This is a genomic window from Pseudoclavibacter sp. VKM Ac-2867 (assembly GCF_015351275.1).
Classification (GTDB): domain Bacteria; phylum Actinomycetota; class Actinomycetes; order Actinomycetales; family Microbacteriaceae; genus Pseudoclavibacter.
This window is the reverse complement of sequence record NZ_JADKSL010000008.1, coordinates 173,690-195,216: the sequence shown is the minus strand read 5'-3', so window position 1 is coordinate 195,216 and position 21,527 is coordinate 173,690. Positions and strand designations below refer to the sequence as shown.

24 protein-coding genes are annotated in these 21,527 nt (G+C 69.1%); 21 read left to right on the top strand and 3 right to left on the bottom strand.

Annotated elements, in window-relative coordinates; genetic code table 11:
• Window positions 1–192 precede the first annotated feature (192 nt).
• Both ITJ67_RS10255 and ITJ67_RS10250 read right to left on the bottom strand, forming a co-directional pair.
• On the bottom strand, window positions 193–1,647 hold the full coding sequence (locus ITJ67_RS10255) for an ABC transporter permease (RefSeq protein ID WP_228502564.1): 1,455 nt from the start codon (window positions 1,645–1,647) through the stop codon (window positions 193–195).
• Window positions 1,644–2,393, bottom strand: coding sequence for an ABC transporter ATP-binding protein (locus tag ITJ67_RS10250; protein WP_194677533.1), 750 nt, complete (start codon window positions 2,391–2,393; stop codon window positions 1,644–1,646). The genes ITJ67_RS10255 and ITJ67_RS10250 overlap by 4 nt, the downstream gene beginning before the upstream one ends.
• A gap of 130 nt (window positions 2,394–2,523) precedes the next feature.
• On the opposite strand from ITJ67_RS10250, the gene ITJ67_RS10245 reads away from it, so the two are divergent.
• The 21 genes from ITJ67_RS10245 to ITJ67_RS10150 all read left to right on the top strand — a co-directional run bounded on the left by ITJ67_RS10245 (window position 2,524) and on the right by ITJ67_RS10150 (window position 21,084).
• Window positions 2,524–3,885 carry a cryptochrome/photolyase family protein gene (locus ITJ67_RS10245; protein ID WP_194677532.1) on the top strand — a complete coding sequence of 454 codons (1,362 nt, stop codon included), beginning with the start codon at window positions 2,524–2,526 and terminating at the stop codon, window positions 3,883–3,885.
• Window positions 3,886–3,933: 48 nt separating this feature from the next.
• Entirely contained in the window at window positions 3,934–4,098 is a 165-nt protein-coding gene (locus ITJ67_RS19720) for a hypothetical protein (RefSeq protein ID WP_228502562.1), read from the top strand.
• Between the two features lie 3 nt (window positions 4,099–4,101).
• Complete coding sequence (locus ITJ67_RS10240; RefSeq protein ID WP_228502610.1) at window positions 4,102–4,407, top strand: VOC family protein; 306 nt, start codon at window positions 4,102–4,104, stop codon at window positions 4,405–4,407.
• A gap of 46 nt (window positions 4,408–4,453) precedes the next feature.
• Entirely contained in the window at window positions 4,454–4,837 is a 384-nt protein-coding gene (locus ITJ67_RS10235) for a DUF4342 domain-containing protein (RefSeq protein WP_194677531.1), read from the top strand.
• 94 nt (window positions 4,838–4,931) lie between these two features.
• Entirely contained in the window at window positions 4,932–5,639 is a 708-nt protein-coding gene (locus ITJ67_RS10230; protein ID WP_323741445.1) for an XRE family transcriptional regulator, read from the top strand.
• A gap of 140 nt (window positions 5,640–5,779) precedes the next feature.
• Window positions 5,780–6,277, top strand: coding sequence for a 2-oxo-4-hydroxy-4-carboxy-5-ureidoimidazoline decarboxylase (uraD, locus tag ITJ67_RS10225; protein ID WP_160070720.1), 498 nt, complete (start codon window positions 5,780–5,782; stop codon window positions 6,275–6,277).
• Window positions 6,274–6,627: a hydroxyisourate hydrolase gene (gene uraH, locus ITJ67_RS10220; protein ID WP_160070719.1), complete on the top strand. Its 354-nt coding sequence runs from the start codon at window positions 6,274–6,276 to the stop codon at window positions 6,625–6,627. Before uraD ends, uraH begins: the two co-directional genes overlap by 4 nt.
• 2 nt (window positions 6,628–6,629) lie before the next feature.
• Window positions 6,630–7,547 (top strand): factor-independent urate hydroxylase, encoded by a 918-nt coding sequence (gene pucL, locus ITJ67_RS10215; RefSeq protein WP_194677530.1) that lies wholly within the window; start codon window positions 6,630–6,632, stop codon window positions 7,545–7,547.
• 105 nt (window positions 7,548–7,652) lie between these two features.
• Entirely contained in the window at window positions 7,653–9,188 is a 1,536-nt protein-coding gene (locus tag ITJ67_RS10210; RefSeq protein WP_194677529.1) for a nucleobase:cation symporter-2 family protein, read from the top strand.
• Between the two features lie 93 nt (window positions 9,189–9,281).
• A complete protein-coding gene (locus ITJ67_RS10205; RefSeq protein ID WP_194677528.1) occupies window positions 9,282–10,109 on the top strand; it encodes an NAD-dependent epimerase/dehydratase family protein in 828 nt (275 codons plus the stop codon).
• Window positions 10,110–10,159: 50 nt separating this feature from the next.
• Window positions 10,160–10,951 (top strand): helix-turn-helix domain-containing protein, encoded by a 792-nt coding sequence (locus tag ITJ67_RS10200; RefSeq protein ID WP_160070715.1) that lies wholly within the window; start codon window positions 10,160–10,162, stop codon window positions 10,949–10,951.
• Window positions 10,952–11,205: 254 nt separating this feature from the next.
• Window positions 11,206–12,243 carry an iron-siderophore ABC transporter substrate-binding protein gene (locus ITJ67_RS10195; RefSeq protein WP_104332837.1) on the top strand — a complete coding sequence of 346 codons (1,038 nt, stop codon included), beginning with the start codon at window positions 11,206–11,208 and terminating at the stop codon, window positions 12,241–12,243.
• The gene (locus ITJ67_RS10190; protein WP_201297538.1) at window positions 12,240–13,286 is read left to right on the top strand and encodes a FecCD family ABC transporter permease; all 1,047 of its coding nucleotides are present in this window, start codon (window positions 12,240–12,242) and stop codon (window positions 13,284–13,286) included. Before ITJ67_RS10195 ends, ITJ67_RS10190 begins: the two co-directional genes overlap by 4 nt.
• Complete coding sequence (locus ITJ67_RS10185; protein WP_194677527.1) at window positions 13,283–14,395, top strand: FecCD family ABC transporter permease; 1,113 nt, start codon at window positions 13,283–13,285, stop codon at window positions 14,393–14,395. Before ITJ67_RS10190 ends, ITJ67_RS10185 begins: the two co-directional genes overlap by 4 nt.
• Window positions 14,392–15,252, top strand: coding sequence for an ABC transporter ATP-binding protein (locus tag ITJ67_RS10180; protein ID WP_194677526.1), 861 nt, complete (start codon window positions 14,392–14,394; stop codon window positions 15,250–15,252). The genes ITJ67_RS10185 and ITJ67_RS10180 overlap by 4 nt, the downstream gene beginning before the upstream one ends.
• Window positions 15,253–15,307: 55 nt before the next feature.
• Entirely contained in the window at window positions 15,308–15,769 is a 462-nt protein-coding gene (locus tag ITJ67_RS19715; RefSeq protein WP_323741444.1) for a translesion error-prone DNA polymerase V autoproteolytic subunit, read from the top strand.
• 1 nt (window position 15,770) lies between these two features.
• Window positions 15,771–17,093 (top strand): Y-family DNA polymerase, encoded by a 1,323-nt coding sequence (locus ITJ67_RS10170; RefSeq protein ID WP_194677524.1) that lies wholly within the window; start codon window positions 15,771–15,773, stop codon window positions 17,091–17,093.
• Window positions 17,094–17,288: 195 nt separating this feature from the next.
• Window positions 17,289–18,824, top strand: coding sequence for an HNH endonuclease signature motif containing protein (locus tag ITJ67_RS10165; protein ID WP_194677523.1), 1,536 nt, complete (start codon window positions 17,289–17,291; stop codon window positions 18,822–18,824).
• Between the two features lie 330 nt (window positions 18,825–19,154).
• Window positions 19,155–19,865: a DsbA family oxidoreductase gene (locus ITJ67_RS10160; RefSeq protein WP_194677522.1), complete on the top strand. Its 711-nt coding sequence runs from the start codon at window positions 19,155–19,157 to the stop codon at window positions 19,863–19,865.
• Window positions 19,862–20,179 carry a hypothetical protein gene (locus tag ITJ67_RS10155; RefSeq protein ID WP_194677521.1) on the top strand — a complete coding sequence of 106 codons (318 nt, stop codon included), beginning with the start codon at window positions 19,862–19,864 and terminating at the stop codon, window positions 20,177–20,179. Before ITJ67_RS10160 ends, ITJ67_RS10155 begins: the two co-directional genes overlap by 4 nt.
• A gap of 155 nt (window positions 20,180–20,334) precedes the next feature.
• On the top strand, window positions 20,335–21,084 hold the full coding sequence (locus ITJ67_RS10150) for an SGNH/GDSL hydrolase family protein (RefSeq protein ID WP_194677520.1): 750 nt from the start codon (window positions 20,335–20,337) through the stop codon (window positions 21,082–21,084).
• Here the strand turns inward: ITJ67_RS10150 and ITJ67_RS10145 are convergent.
• Window positions 21,028–21,315 carry a hypothetical protein gene (locus ITJ67_RS10145; RefSeq protein ID WP_194677519.1) on the bottom strand — a complete coding sequence of 96 codons (288 nt, stop codon included), beginning with the start codon at window positions 21,313–21,315 and terminating at the stop codon, window positions 21,028–21,030. The genes ITJ67_RS10150 and ITJ67_RS10145 overlap by 57 nt on opposite strands.
• Window positions 21,316–21,527 lie beyond the last annotated feature (212 nt).

Sequence of the window (21,527 nt, the reverse complement as noted above, 5' to 3'; positions counted from 1 at the left end):
GGTGCTGCTCCCGTGATCGGGAGCAGCACCGGGCCACAACTCTGCGGACGGGCGGGCGTGAGCGCGGGCGTGAGCGCGGGCGGGCGGGAGCGCGGGGCCTTCGAGCGGGAGCACGTGGCCGGGCACTAGCGGAGGCCGCCGACGTCAGCGCCTCACAACGGGCGTCAGCGCGTCACAACCGGCGTCAGCGCCTCAGTCGACGGCGAGCGCCGCGACGGGCGAGACCCGGGTGGCTCGACGAGCCGGCAGCAGCGATGAGGCGACGGTGATGAGCAGCGTCACAAGCAGCACGGCGGCGACGGTCACCCACGGGATGCTGGGCAGGACGAGCTGTCCGACGAGCGACCCGAAGGTGGCCTGGGCGCCGACCCACCCGTAGAACACTCCGAGGAGCAGACCGAAGAGCGCGGATGAGGCGATCATGGCAACCGCCTCGGTCACGATCATCCGCCGCACCTGGCCGACGGTGAAGCCGAGCGCTCGCAGCAGCCCGAGCTCCCGCCGACGCTGCATGACGCTCAGGGAGAGCGTGTTGACCATGCCGACGGCGGCGAGCAGCACGGAGAAGCCGAGGAGCACGCTCATGATGGCGGTCGTGACGTCGATGACCTGCTCGAAGGCGGCGTACATCTCGGGCTCCATCTGCCCGAACCGGAGGGTGATGGCGCGGAAGGTCTCGCTGGCAACCGCGAACATCGTGACGAGCGTGATGCCGATCACGAGGCCGATGACGGCGCGGCTGCTGCGCGCGGGGTTGCGCACGGCGTTGGCGGCGGCGAGGCGCGGCACCGGGCCGCGACCGAGGGCGCTGCCCACGAGGCTCATGAGGGGCGGGAGGATGACGGGAGCGCCGACGATGACGCCGACGAACGAGAGCATGCCGCCGCCGACGCTCACGAGCACGCCGCTCGAGCTCTGCAGGCCGAGGAACACGCCGCCGATGAGCATGGCGGTGCCGAGGGCGATGAGGATCGTCGCCGTGATGCTGCGTCCGCGACCGGCGCGGAGCTCCTGCATGGTGGGCTCTGCGCTGGACGAGGTGGCCGCGATCGGCGAGACCGTGAGGACCCGGCGCGAGCCGACCCAGGACGCGATGACGGTCGCCGCCGTGACGGCGATGACGGGCGCCAGGATCGCCGGGTGCACGATCGGGAACGGGAACGGGTCGAGCGCGCCGTTCGTGATGGCGAGCTGCGCGCCGAGGGCCGTCAGCCCGACACCGAGGGAGGCCCCGGCAACAGCACCCGAGGCGCCCTGGACGAGCCCTTCGCGGACGGTGCGCCGGCGCAGCGACCGACCAGATGCCCCGATCAGGCGCAGCAGCGCGATCTCCTTGGTGCGTCCGGCGATGACGGTGGCGACCGAGTTCGACGTGACGACGGCGCCCACGAAGAGCGCGATCGCGAAGAACAGCGCTGCAACCGTGCCGAGCACGCTGGCGAGGGCGCCGATCTCGCTGAGGCCCATCGCGTCGAAGTAGGCGGCCAGGTCGGCGACGATCATGATCAGGACCGTGCCGAAGGCCGCCGAGAGGGCGGAGACGAGCACGACGGCGGCGCCTCCGCTGCTCTGCTGGGACTCGGGGGCGCGCTGCGCCTTGGCGGCGCTGCTTGCCTGGGCCGCAGGTGCGGTGCTCGTGGCACTCATGCTGCCGTCTCCATGGAGAGCATGAGGTTCGCGATCTCGGCGGCGCTCGTGCGCGGACGATCGGCGACGACCTTGCCGTCGGCGAGGAAGACGACGCGGTCGGCGTGGCTCGCGGCGATCGGGTCGTGCGTCACCATCGCGATCGACTGGCCGTACTGGCTGCTCGCCGTCGAGAGCAGCGAGAGGACCTCGCGGCCGGTCTTGGAGTCGAGGTTCCCCGTGGGCTCGTCGGCGAAGATGAGCTTCGGCCGGGTCGCGAGGGCCCGGGCGATGGCGACCCGCTGCTGCTGCCCGCCGGACAGCTCGTACGGTCGGTGCGCGAGACGCTGCGAGAGTCCGAGCGTCTGGATGAGGTGCGAGATCCAGGCCTCCTCGTCGCGCGAGACGGTACGGCCATCGAGGTCGAACGGCAGCATGATGTTGCCGCGCACATCCAGTGTGGGCACGAGGTTGAAGGCCTGGAAGATGAAGCCGACCGCTCGGCGCCGCAGCACCGTCAGCTCGCCGTCGCCCATGCCCGTGATCTCGGTGTCGCCGAGGAACACGCGCCCGGACGAGGCACCGTCGAGGCCGGCCATAACGTGCATGAGCGTCGACTTGCCGGATCCGCTCGGGCCCATGATGGCCGTGAACTCACCGCTTCTGATGCCGAGGCTGACGCCGTCGAGGGCGGCGACGCTGCCGTGGGTGCCGTAGATCTTCCGAACGTCGACGACGCTCGCGACAAGTGGGGGTGTGGTGTTCATGTCCTCGACGCTACGGACGCGCCCGGCTCGGTCGCGTCCACCCCTGGTCGCGGCAGCATGCTCCTCTGGGATGACACGGGCGAGCGTCACGTCCAGCCAGCGAACGAGGTTCGCCCAATAGCCTTGCCGCATGGCCTCCCCAACGCTCGTCTGGTTCCGTGACGACCTGCGCATCCACGATCACCCGGCCCTGCACGTAGCCCTCGAGCGCGGTGGGCCCGTCATCGCCCTCTTCGTGCTCGACGAGGAATCCCCCGGCGTTCGCGCGCTCGGGGGCGCCGCGAAGTGGTGGCTGCACCACAGCCTGCTCGCCCTACGCGAGCGCCTCGAGGAGATCGGTGGGGCGCTCCTGCTGCGCCGCGGCAGGGCCGAGGAGATCGTGCCAGCGGTCGCGGAGGACGCTGGCGCCGAGCTCGTCGTCTGGAACCGGCGCTACGGCGGGGCCGAGCGCGAGATCGACGCTCGCATCAAGCAGGGCCTCGTCGACGGGGGAATCGAGGCGCACAGCCTCCCCGGGTCGCTCCTCACCGAGCCCTGGCAGATCCAGACCGGTCAGGGTGAGGCCTACCGCGTGTACACGCCCTTCGCCAATGCCTGCCAGAGCCGCTTCCAGCACGAGCCGCCCCGCGTGCCGCTCGAGGCACCGGATGCGCTGCCCCACGGCTCGAAGGCGAGCTCGCTCGACTCCGACCCCCTCGACTCCTGGGAGCTGCTCCCCACGCGACCCGACTGGGCCGAGGGCCTCCGCGAAGAGTGGACCCCCGGTGAGCACGGCGCCCACGAGCGTCTCGAGGCATTCCTCGACGGGGTCGTCGGCGACTACAAGGCCGATCGCGACCGGCCAGACCTCGAGGGCACGAGCCGGCTCAGCCCCCACCTGCGCTGGGGCGAGATCTCCTCCGCCCAGGCCTGGCACGCCCTCGAGGGTCGCACGGGCGAGGGCGCAGCGACCTTCCGTCGCGAGCTGCTCTGGCGGGAGTTCGCCTGGCACACGCTCTACAGCTTCCCGGAGCTGCACACGCGGCCCTGGCGAGCCGCCTACGAGGACTTCCCGTGGCCCGCTCTCGACCGCGACGCACTCGACGCCTGGCAGCGCGGCAGCACCGGGGTCCCCATCGTGGATGCCGGCATGCGAGAGCTCTGGCGCACAGGCAGCATGCACAACCGCATCCGCATGGTCACCGCCTCGTTCCTCACCAAGCACCTGCTCACCGACTGGCGTCGCGGCGAGGAGTGGTTCTGGGACACGCTCGTCGACGCCGACCAGGCCTCCAACCCCTTCAACTGGCAGTGGGTCGCAGGCTCCGGTGTGGACGCGGCGCCCTACTTCCGGGTCTTCAACCCGGAGCGCCAGGCTGAGCGATTCGACCCGCACGGGGCCTACGTGCAGCGATGGGTCCCCGAGGCGGGCAGCAACAAGTACCCGGAACCCATCGTTGGACTGAAGGAGGGGCGGGAAGCCGCACTCGCGGCCTGGCGCGAGGTTCGCTGACACCCGCAGCGACCCAGTCAAAGCACCTCCGGGAACTGTCGGCGGCCGGTGCTAGATTGCCCGCACGCTGCGCCGTCGACGCGCCGGCATCCACCGGTCTCGACCGAACGGCACACCAGGGGAATCAGGGGCATCATCATGGTTGAGTACCGCATCGAACTCGTCGGCGTTCCCGTCGCCGACGTCGACCGCTCGCGCGCCTTCTACGGCTAGACGCTGGGGTGGCCGGTCGACCACGACCAGGTGGTGAGCGACGAGATCCGGTTCGTGCAGGTGACTCCTCCCGGCTCCGCCTGCTCGATCGCCTTCGGTGTGGGCATCAGCGACATGCCAGCAGGTTCGCTGCGTGCGCTTCAGTGCGTCGTCGCCTCCATCGAGGAGGCGCACGCCGACCTCGAGAGCCGAGGCGTCGCCGTGAGCGACATCGACGAGCAGGCGTGGGGGCGCTTCGTCTACTTCGCCGACCCTGACGGCAATTCCTGGTCCATCCAGGAGCTGCCCGACTACTCCAAGATGGCCTGACCCAGTTCCAACGAACGCAAGATCACCGACGAAAGGGATGCACCACATGACGGAAAAGAAGAGCGGCTACGAAGAGTTCAAGGTCTCCGGGGAGAACCTCCTCGGCAAGGTCAAGGAGCTCATCCACGAGGGCAACGTGCGTCGCGTGTTCATCAAGAACGACGACGGCACGACACTCCTCGAGATCCCCCTGACCGCTGGCCTCGCCGTCACTGTCGTCGCCGCGGCACTCGCCCCGGTGCTCGTCGCGGTGGGTGCGATCGCAGCACTCGTCACGCAGGTGACGGTCGGCGTCGAGCGCCGCGGCCCTGACTCCACCGACCGTGCGGGAAGCGCGGCCGACACCGACGGTGTGCCGAAGAGCGACGTCGTCGCGCCTGCGCCCGCCGCGGAGGCCACTGACCCGGACCTGGGACCGACGACGGCGTAGCTCGTCCTTCACACCGCCGGAGCTCCGGCTTCCGGCGGTGTGAAGCTCGCGCTTGCTACTCTGTGGGTTCCCAGAGCCGAGAGGCGCGTGACCAGTGCGAGAACCAGAGACCGTCACCCCCAGGTCTGACGCGGAGATCGCCGCTGCTTCGACGCTCGCCGATCAAGCGGGGGACGCCGCCGAGCTGGGTGCCCGGCTCCGCGTGCTCCGCGAGGAGGCCGGCCTCTCCCTCAGGGAGCTGGCAAGGCGCCTCGACATCTCCGCCAGCGCCGTCTCGCAGATCGAGCGTGGAGTCATGCGGCCGAGCGTGAATCGGCTGATCGCGATCGTCGGCGAGCTGGGCGCCTCCATCACGGATGTCTTCGCGGGCGGCACCGGCGCGCATGCCGAGCGTTCGAGCTTCGGCAGCTACAGCCTGCTCCGGCAGGGCGAGATCGCTCCCGTGGTGCTCGAGAACGGCGTGATCTACCGCCGCCTCTCCGGCTCGCGCACCTCGGGCATCGACCATTTCGAGTCGACCTTCCCGCCCATGACCTCCGCCTCTGCGGGCGACGCGAGCTCGTTCGCGACCCACACGGGCGTCGAGTCAGGGGTCGTCATCTCCGGCGAGCTCACGGTCGAGGTGCACGGCGATACCGTGACCCTGCGTGCCGGGGATTCCATCACGTACTCCTCGGAGACACCGCACCGCGTGAGCAACCGCTCCCCGGAGCCGTGCGTCGCGAACTGGGTCATCGCCAGGGCCCCGCACTCCGACCCGAGCGACCCGCTGTTCTCCGAATCGCACACCGCGCGCAGCTGACGGCAGTTTGCCCCGTCGCTGAGGCGAACTCGTCGGCGGCGTTCTCGAAACGCATGGAAATCTCTCTTTTACCTCGCTGAAATCTCCGACGGGGCGTGAAGGGATAGCTTTACGGTTATCCGCCACGGAGGGATCTTCCTGTGCTCATCAACGACTACAACCGGCTCAGCGAAGCCGATGCAGCCGACTTCGCCGCGACGCTCGTCGCAATACCCGCCTTCACGACTGCGCTGGTTGAATCGCGACCGTTCGCGTCGAAAGCCGCCATGCGAGAGCGCGCCGCCGATGCGGCGGCCGCCTGGAGCCAGACTGAGGTGCAGCTCGCGCTGTCCGGCCACCCGCGCATCGGCGAGCGTGCCAGCGCCGCCGAACCGGGCGCCGGGCACTCCGCCAGGGAGCAGGGGGCGGTCGCCGCCGCGGGCGATGAGCTCCGCGAACGCATCGCCGAGGGCAACCGCCGATACGAGGCGCGCTTCGACCGCATCTTCCTCGTTCGAGCCGCGGGCCGCTCCCCCGCCGAGATCCTGGAGCAGCTCGAGGCGCGCCTCGAGAACGACGACGACGCGGAGCTCGCTGTCGTCGCCTCGGAACTCCGGGACATCACCCTCCTCCGCCTCGACGAATCGGTGACCGAATGACCAGCCGGATCACGAGCCACGTGCTCGACAGCTCCGTCGGACTGGCCGCCGCGGGTGTGCGCATCCGCCTCCGGACGCTCGACGGCCGGGAGCTCGCGCAGGCGGTGACGGATGCGGACGGCCGCGTCACCGACCTCGGGCCCGCGGCGCTCCCCGCTGGCACCTACGAGCTCCTGTTCGAGACGGGCGCGTACTTCGCCGAGCGCGGCGTCGCGACCTTCTACCCGCACATCACGGTGGCGATCACCGTCGCGAGCGCACACACCGCGCCCGGCGAAGGCGACCCGCCGCACTACCACGTGCCGCTGCTGCTGAGCCCATTCGCCTACTCGACCTACAGGGGGACCTGACCATGACCGACGTCACCGTGAGTCTCGGCGCCAACAAGTACGGCAAGGCGGAGAACCGCCTCGTCAGGATCACCCGTGACACCGATCGCCACGAGATCGAAGACCTCAACATCACCAGCCAGCTCCGCGGAGCGGCCCTCGCCGGGTCCTACCTCGACGGCGACAACTCGCTGGTCGTCGCCACCGACACTCAGAAGAACACCATCTTCGCGTTCGCCCGCGAACACGGGGTCGGCTCGCCGGAGAGCTTCCTCCTCAAACTCGGCTCGCACTTCGTCGACGCGTTCGAGTGGATCGAGGGCGGCCTGTGGCAGGCCGAGCAGTTCGAGTGGGAGCGCATCAGCGTGGACGGCGCCGAGCACGACCACGCCTTCGTGCGCAAAGGCCAGGCGACCCGGCTTGCAACCGTGCAGAAGATCGACGGCGCGACCCACGTGACGGCCGGGCTCAAGGACCTGACGGTGCTCAAGTCGACGGGCAGCGAGTTCCACGGCTTCCCGCGCGACAAGTACACGACCCTCGCGGAGGCGACCGACCGCATCCTCGCGACCTCGGTCACGGCGCGCTGGCGCTACACGCCAGAGGCCGTGGATGCGGAACCCGACTACAACGCCCTCTACGACGCGATCTCGGCGGTCCTGATCTCGACGTTCGCGACCGTCCACTCCCTCGCCCTGCAGCAGACCCTGTGGCAGATGGGCAAGGTGGCGATCGAGCAGTTCCCTGAGATCGCGGAGGTCCGCTTCGCAATGCCGAACAAGCACCATTTCCTCGTCGACCTCTCCCCGTTCGACCTGGACAACCCCGGCGAGGTGTTCTTCGCCGCCGACCGCCCCTACGGACTCATCGAGGGAACCGTCATCCGAGACGGCGTCGCACCGGCGCCCGAGGCCTGGGCAGACACGCCCGGGTTCATCTAGGGGCGCGTCGGCCATCGAGCCGGCGCCTCCGCACACCCTCAGCTCAGCGCTCCTCCCAGCTCCCGCGTGGCAGCGCTGCTTGACGACCCCAAGAGAGGTCAGCTCATGTCTCCCGAGTCCCGCAAGAGCCCAGCGCCTTCAACCCCTCCGGCAACGTCTACGTCCGCGTCACATTCACCGGATGCTCGTCCAGAGGACGAGCGGCTCAGCCCAGGCAAGACCGTCGGCTACGGCGTCCAGCACATCCTCGCGATGTTCGGCGGCGTCATCGCCGTACCCCTCATCGTGGGCGGCGCCGCCGGCCTCGACGTCGGCCAGAAGGCACTGCTCGTGACCTGCGCGCTCTTCGTCAGCGGCGCGGCGACCGTGCTGCAGACCATCGGGGTGCCGTACTTCGGCTCGAGGCTCCCCCTCGTGCAGGGAATCTCGTTCGCGGCCGTCTCGACCATGCTCGCCATCATCGGCAGCAACGGGGAGACCGGACTCCAGACCGTGTTCGGCGCCGTCATCGTCGCGAGCGCCATCGGCCTCATCATCGCCCCGTTCTTCGCCAGGATCGTGCGGTTCTTCCCACCCGTCGTGACCGGATCGATCATCACCGTCATCGGCCTCTCCCTCATGCCCGTCGCGGCGCGCTGGGTGACGGGATCCGACCCGACCGCCGAGGGCTTCGCATCCGCCGACAAGATCGGCCTCGCCCTCCTCACCTTCGCGGTGGTGCTCATCCTCAGCAAGATCCGCGCCCTCTCCCGGCTCGCCGTGCTGCTGGGCCTCGCGATCGGCACGGGCTTCGCGCTCATCCTCGGCCAGGCCGACTTCGACGCCGTCGGGTCCGCGTCGATCTTCGCGTTCCCGCAGCCCTTCGCCTTCGGCATGCCGATCTTCGAGATCGGCGCCATCGTCTCCATGACGATCGTGATCCTCGTCATCATGGTCGAGACGACGGCAGACGTGCTGGCCGTCGGAGAAGTCGTCGGAACGAAGGTCGACTCGCGCCGCGTCGGCGACGGGCTGCGCGCCGACATGCTGTCTTCACTCATCGCCCCCGTGTTCAACTCGTTCCCCGCGACCGCCTTCGCGCAGAACGTGGGACTCGTCGCCCTGACCGACATCAAGAGCCGCTTCGCCGTCGCGGCCGGAGGCGGGCTCCTGATTCTCCTCGGCCTCTCCCCCATGGCCGCCGCCGTCTTCAGCGTCATCCCGAGCCCCGTGCTGGGCGGCGCGGGCATCGTGCTCTTCGGCAGCGTCGCGGCCAGCGGCGTGCGCACCCTCTCGAAGGTCGACTACACCGGCAACAACAACATGATCATCGTGGCCTCGTCGCTGGCCTTCGGGCTCATCCCAGTCGTCTCGACGCAGTTCTGGCACGCGTTCCCCGACTGGTTCGTCACGATCTTCGACTCGGGCATCAGCTCTGCGGCGATCGTCTCGGTGATCCTGAACCTGTTCTTCAACGTGTGGCTGCCCGGCACCCCGGAGCAGCCGTCGAACCTGGCAGCCGCACCCGCGCTCCGGGTGCAGACCGAGGAGCTGCGAGTGCTGAAGTCCGGCGGCTCGCTCGACGAGCACTCCTACGAGCGCAACCCGACGCCCGTCGAGCAGGGCACCCGCGCCCGTCCGTCGGGGCCGGACGAAAGCTGAGGATACGGTCGGCGGGTGCGACCGCCCGGAATGACTCCGACCCTGCCGAGGTTGCACCCGAGTGTCCAGTTCGACACAGCGGAAGGCAACAACATGAAGGTGTTCCTGACCGGAGCGACCGGCTACATCGGCTCGGCAGTCCTGCGCGCGCTCCTCGCGAACGGCCACGCCGTGACCGCCGCGGTGCGCAGCGAGGAGAAGGCGGCGCTCGTTCGAGAGACAGGCGCGAAGGCGATTGTCGTCGACCTCACCGACCGGGCTGCGCTCGCCCCACTGCTCCGCCAGACGGAGGGCGTCATCCACACCGCATCGGCGGCAGACGTCGACCCCAGCTTCGTGCCCATCGTGCTCAACGAGCTGGTGCACTCCCCGACGCAGTTCGTGCACACGAGCGGCATCTGGCTGTTCGGCGACAACTCGGCCATCACGGAGGAGTCCGAACCCGACGCACCCGAGATCGTGTCGTGGCGCATCCCCATCGACCGCCAGGTCATCAACAGCAACGTCAACACCGCGATCATCGCACCCGCGGTCGTCTACGGCGGGCAGGGGGGCGTCACCCAGCTCCTCGCAGGTGACGGGTCCGGCCCCGTGTCCCTCGTCGGCGACGGCCGGCAGCGGTGGACACTCGTCCACGTCGACGACCTCGCTGAGCTGTACGTGCGGGTCCTCGAGAAGGGCGCCGCCGTCGGCTACGTGATCGCGGCCAGCGGCGAGAACCCCACGGTTCGCGAGATCGCATCGTCAGGGCACGGCACGGTCGAGCTCGTGGAGGAGACACCGGATGCGAGCCGCGAACGGCTCGGCGCCCCCTTCGCCGACGCGCTCCTGCAGGATCAGGCCGCGACCGGGCAGTACGCGCGAGACGCCTACGGGTGGGCGCCGACGTCCGGAGACTGGCTGAAAGCCGAGCACGACTGAACGACGACCGCCGTGCGGGTGGCATCTGCTCGGCTCCGTAGGCTGGTGCCATGAGCACTCTCGGCGCTCCGGAGGTCGACCGGAGGAGCCTGCCCCTCTACGAGGCAGGCTCCATCGACGTGCCGTACGTCATCGACGGCATGAACGAGGCGATCGAGCGGAACACATTCTGGGAGGAGCACTCCCACCCCACGCACGAGCTCATCTGGAACACGCGGGGCGCGTCCTCGCTGACAGTCGGCCCACGCACGTGGACGATCACGCCGGCCGTCGGCCTCTGGATCCCCGCCGGAGTCAGGCACACGGCGTGGACGCCGGCCGGCACCTGGTACCGGACGGCGATGTTCAGCGTGCAGACGACGGCACCCATCGCCGACGAACCCGTGGCGGTCGACGTCACCGACCTGCTGCGCCTGCTCCTCGACCGCCTCGCGGAGCCCGGACTCGACGACGCGTCCCGGGCGACTACCGAGGCGATGGTGCTCGACGTGCTCACCCCCTCACCCCATGAACTGCTGCTGCGCATTCCCGACTCTCCCCTGCTCGCTCCCATCGTCGAGGCAGTCAGCGCTGATGTCCGCGACGCTGGGACACTCGAGGAGTGGTCGGTCGAGCTCGGCGTGAGCGCCCGCACGATCACACGCCAGTTCCAGTCGGAGACCGGCCTGGGCTTCAGCCGCTGGGTCGCCACGGCTCGCATCCAGCGTGCCATCGTGCTCCTGACTGACGGGGAGAGCATCGACGACGTTGCGGTCGCCGCGGGGTTCCGGTCGGCGAGCGCCTTCGGCACCGCGTTCCGTCGGGTCACGGGGATGAGCCCAGGGCGGTTCCGGACTCAGTAGCACTGGCGGGCCGAACCGGCTGCCAAACGCGACCACACCCACCACACGGTGTCCGTTTCGCGAAGAAATGTGTCGGTTCGCCTCGATTGCAAACACGACGTGCGTCGCTTAGCTTTGGTAAGGCACTCCTAACAGGGCAAGCTCTCGGCCCTGCACGGCTGCCGCTGACTTCGACACCGCACCCCGCCTCTCCGCCGCCAGACGGCGTTCATCGGCGTGCGCAAAAGGCTCAGCTCCCCCCTCGAAAGGACACCATGCCCCGCGCTTCCAAGCTCGTCGCCCTCGCCGCGACAGCGCTGCTCACGGCAGGCCTCGCCGCCTGCTCGACCACCCCCTCAGCCGGCACGAACGCGGAGCCGGGCGCAGCGAGCGGCGACTTCACGCCGATCACCATCGAGCACGCCCTCGGCACGACGGAGATCACCGAGAAGCCCGAGCGCATCGCCACGGTCAACTGGGCCAACCAGGAAGTGCCCCTCGCCCTCGGCGTCGTGCCCGTCGGCATGGCCAGGGCCGACTTCGGCGACGACAACGGCGACGGCATCCTCCCCTGGGTGAGCGAGAAGCTCGAAGAGCTCGGCGGCGAGACCCCAGTGCTCTTCGACGAGACCGACGGCGTCGACTTCGAGGCTGTCGCGGACACGAACCCCGACGTCATCCTCGCCGCCTACTCGGGCCTGACGCAGGAGGACTACGACACCCTCTCCGAGATCGCACCCGTCGTCGCCTACCCGGAGACGGCCTGGGCGACCTCGTGGCGCGACATGATCCGCCTCAACAGCCAGGGCATGGGCCTCGAGGCCGAAGGCGACGCGCTCATCACCGAGCTCGAGGGCGAGATCGAGGCGACGGCGGCCAAGTACCCGGCCATCCAGGGCAAGAAGACCATGTTCCTCACCCACGTCGACGAGACCGACCTCAGCCAGGTCAGCTTCTACACGACGCACGACACCCGCAGCGCCTTCTTCGAGGACCTCGGCATGACGTTCCCGCAGAGCCTCGTCGACGCGTCGGCATCGACCGACCAGTTCTCGCAGACCATCAGCGCCGAGCAGAGCGACACGCTCGCCGACGTCGAGATCATCGTCACCTACGGCGGCGAGGAGCTCGTCCAGACCCTCCAGGGCGACCCCGTGCTCTCGCAGATCCCCGCCGTCGCCAACGGCTCGATCGTCAATCTGCCAGGCACGGAGCCGCTCGGCACGGCCGCGAACCCCACGCCGCTGTCCATCTCGTGGATCCTCGACGACTACGTCGCGCTCCTCTCGCAGGCAGCAGAACAGGTCAAGTGACCCAGACCGCTCCTCCCGTAGCCGCCGGGGGTGTCGCCATCGTGCGACGCCCCCGGCGGCTGCGGGCGTTGTGGTTCCTCCTCGCGATCGCCTCGCTCGGCGCGCTCATCGTGGTGTCCGTCATGATCGGATCGCGCGACGTGAGCTGGGCGGATGCGGTAGCAGCCCTCGGCGGATCGACGAACGGCTTCGACGAGGCGGCCGTCGCGAAACGCATCCCCCGTACCTTCCTCGCCGTCGCCGTGGGGGCCGCCCTCGGCGTCTCAGGCGCCGTCATGCAGGGCGTCACCAGGAATCCGCTCGCAGACCCGGGCATCCTCGGCGTCAACATGGGCGCATCCCTCGCCGTCGTGACGGGAATCGCCTACTTCGGCCTGGCCTCCGCGTCGAGCTTCATCTGGGTCGCCATCTCCGGCGCGGCCCTCGCGGCCGTCTTCGTGTACGTCGTCGGCTCGCTCGGGCGGGGCGGCGCGACGCCCCTCAAGCTCGCCCTCGCCGGTGCGGCGACGTCGGCCGCGCTCGCGTCCTTCGTGACCGCCATCATCCTGCCTCGGGGCGACATCAGCCAGAGCGCCAGGTCGTGGCAGATCGGCGGCGTCGGCGGAGGCACCTGGGACAGCATCTCGCAGGTGCTGCCGTTCCTCATCGTCGGCTTCCTTGTCAGCCTCGCCTCGGCGAAGGGCCTCAACTCGCTTGCCCTCGGCGACGATCTCGCCGCTGGACTCGGCGAACGCGTCGCGCTGACGCGCGGCGCGGCGGCCCTCGGCGCCGTCGTGCTCTGCGGCGCCGCCACCGCCGTCACGGGTCCCATCGCGTTCGTCGGCCTCGTCGTGCCCCACGCCTGCCGCCTCATGTTCGGCGTCGACCACCGCTGGGTGCTGCCCTTCTCCGCAGTCGTCGGCGCCTCCCTGCTGACGGGGGCGGATGTGCTCGGCCGCATCCTCACCCGCCCGTCCGAGATCGACGTGGGCATCATCACGGCCATCATCGGAGCCCCCATCTTCATCTGGATCGTCCGCCGTTCGAAGGTGCGCGCCCTATGACCGCGACCCGTCCTTCGAGCTCGGCCGCGCCAGCCTCATCGCCGACCTCGCTCGCCCCCGCCTCCCCGAACTCCGTCATCGAGGCGACAGCCCGCGCCGTCGCGCGCAGCCGCGGCCGACGCAACGCGCGGCGCCGACTCCTCATGCTGGTGCTCGTCACCCTCATCCTCTTCGTCTTCGTCGTCTCGCTCATGGTCGGACAGACCTTCTACGGCCTCGACCAGGTCATCGCCGTCGTGCTGGGCCAGGACGTGCAGGGTGCGACCTTCACAGTCGGGCGGCTCCGGCTCCCGCGTGCCGTGCTCGCGGTCCTCGCCGGACTCGCTTTCGGCCTCGCCGGCGTCACCTTCCAGACGATGCTGCGCAACCCGCTCGCGAGCCCCGACATCATCGGCATCTCCTCCGGCGCCAGCGCGGCCGCCGCCTTCGGCATCGTCACGCTCTCGCTTGGCGCGAGCGAGGTGTCCTTCTTCGCGATCTTCGTCGGCCTCGGCGTGGCCATCCTCATCTACGTCCTGTCGTTCAAGGGCGGCGTCACGGGGACGCGCCTCATCCTGATCGGCATCGGCATCGCCGCCATGCTCGACAGCATCACCAACTACGTGCTCTCACAGGCCGCCCAGTGGGACCTCCAGGAAGCGCTGCGCTGGCTCAACGGCAGCCTCAACGGCGCATCCTGGAACGCCATCCTCCCGGTGGCGATCTCGATCCTCGTGCTCGTCCCGATCCTCCTCGCCCAGAGCCGGAGCCTCTCGGCCACGCAGCTCGGCGACGACACCGCAGCGGCCCTCGGGGTGCGCGTCAACCGCACGAGGCTCGTCGTCATCATCACCGCCGTCGGCGTGCTCTCCTTCGCGACAGCCGCCGCGGGCCCCATCGCCTTCGTCGCGTTCCTCGCCGGCCCCATCGCCGCACGCCTCTTCGGCGGAGGCGGATCGCTCCTCATCCCCGCGGGCCTCGTCGGAGCCCTCCTCGTGCTCGTCGCCGACCTCGTCGGCCAGTTCCTCCTCGGCACCCGCTACCCCGTGGGCGTCGTGACCGGCGTGCTCGGTGCGCCGTTCCTCATCTACCTGATCATCCGCACGAACCGCGCGGGAGGCTCGCTATGACCGCAGACCACACCCTCATCGTCGAGCAGCTCAGCCTGGGCTACGGCGACCGAGTCGTCATCGACGAGCTCGACCTCCTCGTGCCGCCAGGCAAGGTGACGGCGATCGTCGGCGCGAACGCCTGTGGCAAGTCGACCCTGCTGCGCTCCATGTCGCGGCTCCTCGCACCTCGCGACGGGCACGTCCTCCTCGACGGCAAGGAAGTGCACAAGACACCCGCGAAGCAGCTCGCGCGCATCCTCGGGCTCCTGCCCCAATCCCCCATCGCCCCCGAGGGCATCACGGTCGCCGACCTCGTCGGCCGCGGCCGCCACCCGCACCAGAGCATCCTCTCCAGGTGGAGCCACGACGACGACCTCGCCGTCGCCGCCGCCCTCGAAGCGACAGAGACGACGGCTCTCGCCGACCGCCACGTCGACGAACTCTCCGGTGGGCAGCGGCAGCGCGTGTGGATCGCGATGGCCCTCGCCCAGCAGACCGACCTGCTGCTGCTCGACGAGCCGACGACCTTCCTCGACGTCAGCCACCAGATCGAGGTGCTCGATCTACTCACCGACCTCAACCAGTCCCGCGGCACGACCATCGTCATGGTGCTCCACGACCTCAACCTGGCAGCGCGCTACGCGGACCACCTCATCGCGCTCGCCGACGGCGGACTGCACGCAGCGGGCGAACCCGGCGACGTCCTCACAGTCGACACGGTGCGCGCCGTCTTCGGGCTCGAGAGCCTCGTCGTGCAGGACCCCGTCTCCGGCCGGCCGCTCATGGTGCCCATCGGTCGCCACCACTCGGCGGATGCATCCGTCACGCATCCCGAAGGTTCATCCGCGACAATTGGGGCTCGAACACACGCGTGATCGAGCGGGACCACACCCCGCTCCCTCCGCCGAGACGAAGGACAGGGTGCCGACAGTGAGCGATGCAGGCGTCGAGATCCTCGCTCCCCTCGGGCACCCGGAAGAGGTCGAACCGGGCAGCACGCCCAATGCGCAGCTCCCGGAACGCGCAGAGGAAGCAGTCCCAGCCGGCTTCCCCTCACCCGCCCAGGGCTACTACTCCGGGCCCGTCGACCTCAACCGGCACCTCATCAACGACCCCGCCGCGACCTTCATCGTCCGTGTCAGCGGCGACAGCATGATCGGGGCCGGCATCTTCGACGGCGACGAGATCATCGTCGACCGCTCCCTCGAACCGCACGACGGCAACGTGGTCATCGCCGTCGTCGACGGCGAGCTCACCGTCAAGCGCCTGCGGTTCGAGCACGGCCGCGTGCGCCTCGCGCCCGAGAACCCCGCATACGCCGACATCGTGCTCGAAGAGCTCAGCGAGCTCACCGTGTGGGGCGTCGTCACGAGATGCCTCCACCGTGTCTGAGATGACGGACGCGACGCACGACTCGACCCAGGCATCGACGCAGGAGCTCCGGCAGTCCGCGATCGCCATCGTCGACGCCAACAACTTCTACGCATCCTGCGAGCGCATCTTCGACCCCAGCCTCGAAGGCAAGCCCATCGTCGTGCTCTCCAACAACGACGGATGCGTCATCGCGCGCTCCGAGGAAGCGAAAGCCGTCGGCATCCCGATGGGCGCCCCCTGGCAGGCCATCGCCCCGGAAGCCGCGATGAAGGGCGTCGTCGCCCGCTCCAGCAACTACGAGCTCTACGGCGACATCAACGCCCGCACCATCGAGCTCCTCGGCCGCTACACGCCCTCACAGGAGGTGTACTCGATCGACGAGAGCTTCATCCGGCTGCCAGGCGACCGCCGGGAGGCCCTCGCCGTCGCCCGCGAGATCAGGGTGGCGATGCGGAAGCTCATCGGCATCCCCGTCAGCATCGGGATCGCCCCAAGCAAGACGCTCGCTAAGCTCGCCAACCGCGGCTCCAAATCCGAACCATCGCTGGGCGGCGTCTGCCACCTCAGCGCCTACGAGCGAGAGCAGCTCAGCGGGATCCTCAGCACCATCGACATCGGTGACGTCTGGGGCGTCGGCCGCAAGATGGCCGCGAAATACGTGGGCCTCGGCATCCGCACCGCCCTCGACCTCCGCGAGTCCTCCCCCACCGCCATCCGCCGCCGCTACGGCGTCGTCCAGGAGCGCGTCGTCCAGGAGCTGCGCGGCATCGACTGCCTCCCCATCGACGAGGTCCCGTCGGAGCGCGAGCAGATCCAGTTCTCCCGCTCCTTCGCAGTCCCCATCTCCACGGTGCAGGAACTCGAAGAGGTGCTCTCCGTGTACACGCAGCGCGCATCGGCTCGGCTCCGCGCGCAAGGCTCGCTCACGCGGGCCATGAGCTGCTACGCCGCGACCTCGCCCTTCCGCGAAGGGCACGAGTCGCACGCCGTGTCCGTCGCCTTCCCGGAACCCACCGACGACCCGGTCGTGCTCTTCCGTGCCGCCGCCACCGCCCTCGGCCCGCAGCTGCGAGCCGAGCTGAAGTACGTGCGCGTCGGCGTCTCGCTCTTCGAGTTCGTCGCGCGAGACTCGTACGCGGCACTCGACATCTTCGACGAGCGCGGCGAAGACAGGCGCGTGGGCGAGGCCCTCGACGCCGTCGCCGCGAAGTTCGGCCAGGAATCGCTTGGCCTCGGCGTCGCCGGCCTCCGCAGTGGGCGGAGCTGGACTATGCGGCGCGACATGGTCTCACCCCGTGCAACCACCCACTGGGACGAGCTGGCGGTCGTCAAGGCGGAGTGAGTGGCGAAGTTCTGGGTTAACGTGAGTTCTGGTTTCGCACCTACTCAGAATGGAACACATGTACCAATAACTACTTGCTGAAGTGCCCGTCAGGTCTGTGGATAGACTCACTGAACCGCGAGCCGCAGTCCATGCGCTCCGAGAAAGTTATCCACCACCCTCTCGAATGTCGGTGGTCGTTCGTAGACTTTGGGCATGCAGCAACGCGACAGACACGAGGGGTCAGGGGCCGAGGCGAGCCCGGTCCCGGATCCGGGGTTTGACCCTTCGGACCCGGCCTCCGTCGCGGCTCGCCGCTCGGAGATCCTCGCGATGGAGGAAGCGGCCGCGGCGATGCTCGCGGCCGGCGCCGCCCTGCAACTGCGAGCACACGCCGCCGCGTACGACTTCGGGCACGCCCTCGATGTCGCTGAGGGATGCGCGGAATCCGCCATGCACGTGCGATCGATCGCGAACGAGGTCGGCCTGCTCGTGAAGCTCGCCGCCGGCACCGCCCAGGGACACCTCGCGTCAGCATCCGTGACGCTGCGCGAGTTCCCGGCCCTCGCCCTCGCGCTCGAGAGCAATGCTGCGACGCCCGCTCAGGTGCACAAGCTCGTCGAGACCGGCCTGAAGATCAACCACGACGACCCGGCCGAGCAGACCCACCGGCGGGGCGATTTCGTCCAGGTCATGCTGGAGCGCGTGCGCCGAGAGCCCCTCCCACCGGCAGCGCTGCAGAAAGCAGCCGAGCGCGTCGCGGAAGAGCTCACCGGGGAGTCCATCGACCAACGCCACGAACGCGCCAAGAAACGGCGCCGCGTGAGCGTCGAGGACCTCGGCGACGGCATGAGCATCCTGCGAGTGCTCATGAGCTCCTTCCTCGCGCACGCCATCCGCGACCGCGCACGCAAGCAGAGCAAAGCCATCATCAGAGCCCGCCCCAAGCCGGGCACCAATCAGACCGGCCAGGCCGGCGAAACCGGTCAGACGGGCGAGCCGGGCGAGCTGGCAGACGCGGTTGCGCCGGATGAGCGCACCCTCGACCAGGTCATGTCCGACGTCATCGCGGACCTGCTCCTCACCAGCGACCCCACCATCTCCAGCGCAGCGAACGGCATCCAGGCCACCACCCACGTCAGCATCCCCATCACGACACTCCTCACCGACACCGGCGCGGACAGCGGCGGCCCGACCGACGCCGGCAGAGATGGCCACCCTCGCCGCGCCCCAGCGCTGCTCGAGGGCATGTCCCCCATGCCCATCGAAGACGCGAAACACCTCGCCGCGACCGCACCCGCGTTCGTCCGCCTCCTCACCCACCCCATCACCGGAGCCGTCCAAGCCGTCGACGCCTACACCCCCACCGCTGCCATGCGCGCGTTCCTCCAAGCCCGCGACATCCACTGCCGCTTCATCGGCTGCCGCCAACCCGCCACGAACTGCGAACTCGACCACACCATCGACCACCAATACGGCGGCAAAACCGCCACCTGGAACCTCAGCGACTTCTGCAAAAACCACCACATCATCAAGCACCACACCGCCTGGACCGTCACCCAACACGACGGCGGCACCCTCGAATGGACCACCCCAAGCGGAAAAACCTACACAGACCACCCCGAACCCCACGGCCCCACCTTCACACCCACCGACCAACTGCCCTGGCGGCGAGACAGCAAACCGCCCCGCGAAAGAGACGACGATCCTCCACCCGCGGCGCCCATTGCACCTCCGGAGCCACCGTTCTAACTCGACTCGACTCGACTCGAGGGGCGAGGAGTGGTCCGTCAACTGGTGCGTCGGTTGGCCATCGCTTGGTCATCGGCTCGCCCGTCGGCTCAACCCTCGACTGGTCCGTGGGTTGGTCATCGGCTCACCCGACGGCTGGTCCATCGGCGCCCGGTCGGCTGGTCCGGCGGCGCCCCGTCAGCTGGTCCGGCGGCTCGCCCGGCGGCGCGCCAACCGCCTGCCCCGTCGGCGCGCCAACCGCCTGGGCCCGCTGACGGGACAGCCGGCCGGACCGTCAGCCCGCCGGTTTCGCTTGGGAATAGTCGAGAAAGAGGCCCTGTTGCATTGCGTGTGACGACAGCAACGCAGAACACATCTCAGGCCGCATCGAGCCAGGCTCCGATCCGCATCGATATCTGGTCGGACATCGCCTGCCCCTGGTGCTACATCGGCAAGCGGAAACTGGAGAGCGGCATCGAGCAGTTCTCAGCGTCGGGTGACGCCCCGGCCGTGGAGATCGAGTACCACAGCTACGAGCTGTCCCCCGATACGCCCATCGACTTCCACGGCTCGACCACCGAGTACCTCGCCGAGCGAAAGGGCCTCCCCGTCGTGCAGGTCGAGCAGATGCTCGACCGCGTCACCGGCATCGCGAAGGACGTCGGCCTCGACTACGACTTCGACTCCGTCCAGCACGTCAACACCGTGCGCGCGCACGAGCTCATCCACTTCGCGAAGGCCAATGGCCGCCAGCTCGACGCCAAGGAGCGCCTCCTCAAGGCCTACTTCGTCGAAGGACGCGACCTCAGCGACATCGCAGTGCTCGGCGACATCGCCGAAGAGCTCGGCCTCGACCGCGCCGCTGCCGTGCACGCGCTCGAAGAGCGAGTCCATCACGACGATGTCCTCGCCGACCAGCAGCAGGCGCAGGCGTACGGCATCCAAGGCGTCCCGTTCTTCGTCATCGACGGCAAATACGGCGTCTCCGGTGCCCAGGAAGCGGCGACCTTCGCCGATGTCCTGAACAAGGTCACCACCGACCGCGACAACACGACCGCGTGACCGACCACTTGATCAACGGCGTGAACGAATCCACCACCGCCACGGCCGCCGCCCCCGCTACGGCTGCGGCCGTGGATCCAGCTGCGGCGGCTCCGGAGACGGCGACTCCAGGTGCAACTGCGGATGCGGCCGCGACTGCGGTCACGGGCACGGGCACTTCGAGCGTGAGCACTGGCACCCTGAGCGCTTCAGTCGTGACGCCAGCTGCCCTGGACGCGGAATCAGACGCGGCTCCGGGGTCCGTACAGGCAGGCGGCTTCACGATGCTGGGGGACGCAGGCATCGCCTGCGAGGGCGACGCCTGCGTGATCTGAGCAGGGCAGGGTAGAGCAGGGCAGAGCTGCGTCGCGCACAGCAGCTCTGCTCTGAACTCCCCCGCCGCCGACGCAGCAGGAAGAGCGCGAGTTGGTTCCGGCGCGCGTCTCCGCTCCTGAGCGGCGTGGGTTCTTTAGTGTGATGGACTCTCACCATGGGATTCACGAGTTTCGTCGCCATAGGTGACAGCTTCACCGAGGGCGTGGGCGATGAGCTGCCGGATGGTCGAGTGCGCGGCTGGGCTGACCTCGTCGCGCAGGGTCTCGCTGTCTCGTCGCCGGAGCCCGTCACCTACGCGAATCTCGCTATCCGCGGGCGGCTTCTCGACGCGATCCTCGAAGAGCAGCTTCCCGCAGCGATCGCGCTCAAGCCACAGCTCATGAGCCTCAACGGCGGCGGCAACGACATCCTCCGCCCCCGAGTCTCCATCGATGACGTCGCCCAGCGCCTCGTCGACGGCGCCAAGCAGGCCCTCGACGCTGGCATCCACGTCATCCTCCTCTCGGGCGCGAACCCTTCGGACCACCTCCCCATGGGCAAGCGCATCGCGGCACGCGGAGACGCACTCGCCGCCGCTGTGCACGCCAAGATGCCGCCGCAACCCGGCATCACCTTCGTCGACAACTGGGCGGACCCTGAGCTGCGCCACCTCGACTACTGGTCACGCGACCGCCTCCACATGGGCGTGAGCGGCCACCGGAGGGTCGCCGCAAACGTCCTCTCCGCCCTCGACGTGCCCGCACCTGACTTCGGCCCCCAGACCCCCAGCATCCAGCGCCCTCGCAACTCCGAGTACTGGCGTGAGTACGTGCTCCCCTGGATCGGCCGCCGGCTCACCGGCAAGTCGTCAGGTGACTCGCGCACGCCGAAGTACCCGACGCTCGATCCGGTCGCCACCGACTAGCAGCACCGTCAGCGAAAGAGGCGGCCCGCCGACGCTCTCGCCTACTTGCAGAAGCCCTCCCGCAGCCGTACGCCATGCTCCGGCCACCGCCTCGTAGACCTCATCCACCGACTTCGAGATGGATCCGGACACCGAGAAGCCGAGCTGCTGCAGCTCACCGAGCCCGCTCGTGCCGCCGCTCTCTCTCACCTCGTCCCCCTCACCGACGCTGCTGTTGATGTCATCGTTCACGAGAAATCCGTCCCATTCAGGCTTCGTGCCGTATAGTGGTGGAGTCGACGCATGATCACCCCGCTTCTCGCGGACATTCCAGATCCTGCCTGTCGCCATCCGCGCCACCGGATCCGTGGCCACCAGGACCCAAGTCCGAGACGCCCACCTGCTTACGAGCACGAGTCGGCTGACCAGCACGCGCCCACAGCGGCGCACACATGCTTGAAAGA

What these genes read in the sequence shown, in the direction of transcription:
- pucL (WP_194677530.1), top strand. Translation starts at nt 6,630, where the DNA reads ATGACCGACGTCACCGTGAGTCTCGGCGCCAACAAGTACGGCAAGGCG.
- ITJ67_RS10245 (WP_194677532.1), top strand. Translation starts at nt 2,524, where the DNA reads ATGGCCTCCCCAACGCTCGTCTGGTTCCGTGACGACCTGCGCATCCAC.
- ITJ67_RS10185 (WP_194677527.1), top strand. Translation starts at nt 13,283, where the DNA reads ATGACCGCGACCCGTCCTTCGAGCTCGGCCGCGCCAGCCTCATCGCCG.
- ITJ67_RS10250 (WP_194677533.1), bottom strand. Translation starts at nt 2,393, where the DNA reads ATGAACACCACACCCCCACTTGTCGCGAGCGTCGTCGACGTTCGGAAG.
- ITJ67_RS10235 (WP_194677531.1), top strand. Translation starts at nt 4,454, where the DNA reads ATGACGGAAAAGAAGAGCGGCTACGAAGAGTTCAAGGTCTCCGGGGAG.
- ITJ67_RS10165 (WP_194677523.1), top strand. Translation starts at nt 17,289, where the DNA reads ATGCAGCAACGCGACAGACACGAGGGGTCAGGGGCCGAGGCGAGCCCG.
- ITJ67_RS10150 (WP_194677520.1), top strand. Translation starts at nt 20,335, where the DNA reads ATGGGATTCACGAGTTTCGTCGCCATAGGTGACAGCTTCACCGAGGGC.
- ITJ67_RS10195 (WP_104332837.1), top strand. Translation starts at nt 11,206, where the DNA reads ATGCCCCGCGCTTCCAAGCTCGTCGCCCTCGCCGCGACAGCGCTGCTC.
- ITJ67_RS10210 (WP_194677529.1), top strand. Translation starts at nt 7,653, where the DNA reads ATGTCTCCCGAGTCCCGCAAGAGCCCAGCGCCTTCAACCCCTCCGGCA.
- ITJ67_RS10170 (WP_194677524.1), top strand. Translation starts at nt 15,771, where the DNA reads ATGACGGACGCGACGCACGACTCGACCCAGGCATCGACGCAGGAGCTC.
- ITJ67_RS10180 (WP_194677526.1), top strand. Translation starts at nt 14,392, where the DNA reads ATGACCGCAGACCACACCCTCATCGTCGAGCAGCTCAGCCTGGGCTAC.
- ITJ67_RS10205 (WP_194677528.1), top strand. Translation starts at nt 9,282, where the DNA reads ATGAAGGTGTTCCTGACCGGAGCGACCGGCTACATCGGCTCGGCAGTC.
- ITJ67_RS10255 (WP_228502564.1), bottom strand. Translation starts at nt 1,647, where the DNA reads ATGAGTGCCACGAGCACCGCACCTGCGGCCCAGGCAAGCAGCGCCGCC.
- uraH (WP_160070719.1), top strand. Translation starts at nt 6,274, where the DNA reads ATGACCAGCCGGATCACGAGCCACGTGCTCGACAGCTCCGTCGGACTG.
- ITJ67_RS10200 (WP_160070715.1), top strand. Translation starts at nt 10,160, where the DNA reads ATGAGCACTCTCGGCGCTCCGGAGGTCGACCGGAGGAGCCTGCCCCTC.